This window comes from Citrobacter sp. Cpo061 (assembly GCF_030332845.1).
GTDB classification, from domain to species: Bacteria; Pseudomonadota; Gammaproteobacteria; order Enterobacterales; family Enterobacteriaceae; genus Citrobacter; species Citrobacter portucalensis.
This window is the reverse complement of record NZ_JAOWHB010000052.1, coordinates 39,846-42,688: the sequence shown is the minus strand read 5'-3', so window position 1 is coordinate 42,688 and position 2,843 is coordinate 39,846. Positions and strand designations below refer to the sequence as shown.

3 protein-coding genes are annotated in these 2,843 nt (G+C 47.9%); all 3 read left to right on the top strand.

The features are described 5' to 3' along the window. Positions 1-360 (top strand): hypothetical protein (locus tag OGX97_RS18725; RefSeq protein WP_286592708.1); only part of this gene is annotated, 360 nt, incomplete at its 5' end. Between the two features lie 279 nt (positions 361-639). Next, entirely contained in the window at positions 640-1,233 is a 594-nt protein-coding gene (locus tag OGX97_RS18720; RefSeq protein ID WP_259657461.1) for a hypothetical protein, read from the top strand. A 72-nt stretch (positions 1,234-1,305) separates the two neighbouring features. Beyond that, a partial coding sequence (locus tag OGX97_RS18715) for a pyocin knob domain-containing protein (protein WP_286592707.1) occupies positions 1,306-2,843 on the top strand: 1,538 nt, incomplete at its 3' end.

Below are 2,843 nucleotides of genomic sequence, written 5' to 3'. Positions count from 1 at the left end.
GGACCACAATTGATAACTATGGACAGAAGGTATATGACAAAAATAATACTCTTCGGGTTGTTGTTGGCAAGTATTAGCGGGTGCACCTCTATTTCTGGAGCGTTAAATAGCGGATTTAAAAGTGTAGATTGTACGGCTGTATATTCGTCACATTTAGGTGCGGGTGCTGAACTTCGTACGGCAACAGTTGCCATCAAACAGATTCGTATTGATAAAAATGGAACATACTGGATCAGACCTGTAAATAATCTGCAGGTCCGATTCTTTACAGGCTGGAAATCAATCGGACAGTTAACGGATTACCAGTGCAAAGGGGAGGATTATGGCCTACGGAGTACAGCTATTCGACGCGAATGGTAACGAACTGACTGGACGATTCATTCCTGCCTTTGTTGCAGCTTTCATCAGTAGCCCTGCATCTGGTACAAGGGTTTTCCCTGTTATTGAGGGGAAAACACTGGTTGCCGAACCTCAGCGACTTAGCTCGCCATTAAACCCCGATTTGCCCGGGGCTACTGCAACGGTAACGGGTAACAACACAGTAACCTGGTCCGGAGCCTCCACCGATCAACCTGTAATCATCTTATACAAATGAGCGAATATGGATTAAAGATTTACCGTGATGATGGAAGCTTATTTATGAGCCCGGACGTAACTCCCATGAACTACGTCGGTAAGTACAGATACACGGACAATAGCATCATTCAGTTGAGCGTCCCGGATACGGCAAACATTATGCCCTTCATTCGTAATGACGACGTGAACGGGGTCACTCATTTAACATGGGCAACATCTGGCGGGAAGTGGTACATAAATGTGAATACCAGTGGTGCCGGCTGGGTATATGTTTTTGCGAATATCGTCACTGTCGAGCATGGCATTGGACTGGCTGTTTATGATGTAAACGGCAGGATGATATGGAATACGGATTGTTTGCCTCTGGCAATTATGACTGCCCCAAATCCCTGGGATGGCTCACCGATTAATTCGTCTTCAACGGTATATGACGTAAATGTCGGATTTCCGGCTGCGGTCATGCCGGGAATTTGCTCAAATTATCTGATAGTTCTCAATCCACAGATGCCACTGTATCTGTATGGCTCGATGGTAGCGCGAGCTTATGATAATACTGTGGGTGCCCGAGTATGGAATGGTCAGCAGATCAATGGGCGTCCACCATTGCCAAAATTTAGAGTGAATTACATTTACATCGATACTCGACTTTACCCCTAAATATATTTTCCTTCCAAAATTAAAAACCTCGCTCCGGCGGGGTTTTCTATTATCTGAATTCAGGAGATATCCATGTCAGCAGGAACATTAACCCTGACGAATAACTCTGCTGCGGTCGCTGGCAGCGGAACCGCGTTTACTACCGAGGTGGCGGCCGGAGATTTTATTGTTGTCACTGTCGGCGGCGTTCCCTATACGCTCCCGATTAAATCAGTGGAAAGCGGTACAGCGTTGACGCTGGTAAGCAATTTCACCGGGCCAACACAGGCTGGTGCGGCCTGGTCAGCTGTTCCCCGTATGGCGCTGAATATGGTCACCGCGGCGCTGGTGGCGCAGAGTGCAGAAGCCCTGCGCGGACTGAACTACGACAAGCAGAACTGGCAACAGGTTTACAGTACCGCTGGCAGCATCACCGTGAGGCTGCCTGATGGTACGACATTCACCGGGCCGTCATGGAAATATCTTTCCGACAATATGGCGACAAAATCGGGTGGTACTGTTCCAGTCAATCAAGGTGGCACGGGTGCGCCTGATGCAGAAGGGGCACGTGCTTCTCTTAAATCGTCTTTTCAGGATGACCAACCAATTGGGGGCGATGAGAGTATCAACGGGTTGCGATTTTTCAAACCTGGATTCTATTTCAAACAATATGACCCTGCGGCAACGATAGAGAATGGCTTCCCACCAGGTAACCGCTCGGGGGCACTGCACACACTTTTAAATGGTGCGAACGGCAGTAAAGGCGTGACACAGCTTTACTACCCTTATTCTGGTGTGGGTGGGGTTTATATCCGTCAATTCGACGCTGCCAAAGATACCTTTTTTGATCAAGGTTTGTTGGCGAATGGCTGGAAAGAATTACTTTCCTCTAACGGGAATATCGTCGCTAGCGCTGATGCTCCTGTAACCGCGTCCAATCGCATTACGGACATAAATAATGCAAAGGCTAACCACGTAGGATTTTGTTATAACAGTGCAGCTAACTCACCGGGGGTAAGCGGCACGTTTATGTCATTTGCAAATAGCGTGTATGGCGGGTACGGATTTCAACTGTTAGGTTCTTATGATAATCCTGGCAGTCTGTACTATCGATCAAGAAACGGTGACGCGAGTATCTGGTATCCATGGGTTAAATTGTATGGGACTAACAACACGACAACCGACACTAACGGGAATCTACGCCCGGCTTCCCCTATCGTTAAGCTGAACGGAGACGGTACGGCAGAACTCAACGAGGAAGCCGAAGGTGTTATGGCTGAGCGCATCGACACCGGCATTTATAAGATTTCCGGGGTCCTGGGTTTTAACTCTGAACCGATATGGGGAGGAGTGGATGGTGGTTTCGTTATTCCCGTCAATACAAATGGACTGCCTTTACTGTGGGTGGATTATGAAATCGATCCGGATGGTTCCATAACGCTTAAAACATATCACCGTATTCACCACAGTGCGCCAAAATTTGCCCGGAATCTGATTGGTATTAAAAATGAAGATGGTTCGTTTACTGAAACGGTGCAGGATGGTGAACCAGTTGATATCCCCGCTGGTCGCTGGGTAGACCTGCGCGTTGAGATGCCCAGGAACAGCCTCTGGAATATTAAACAACAGGA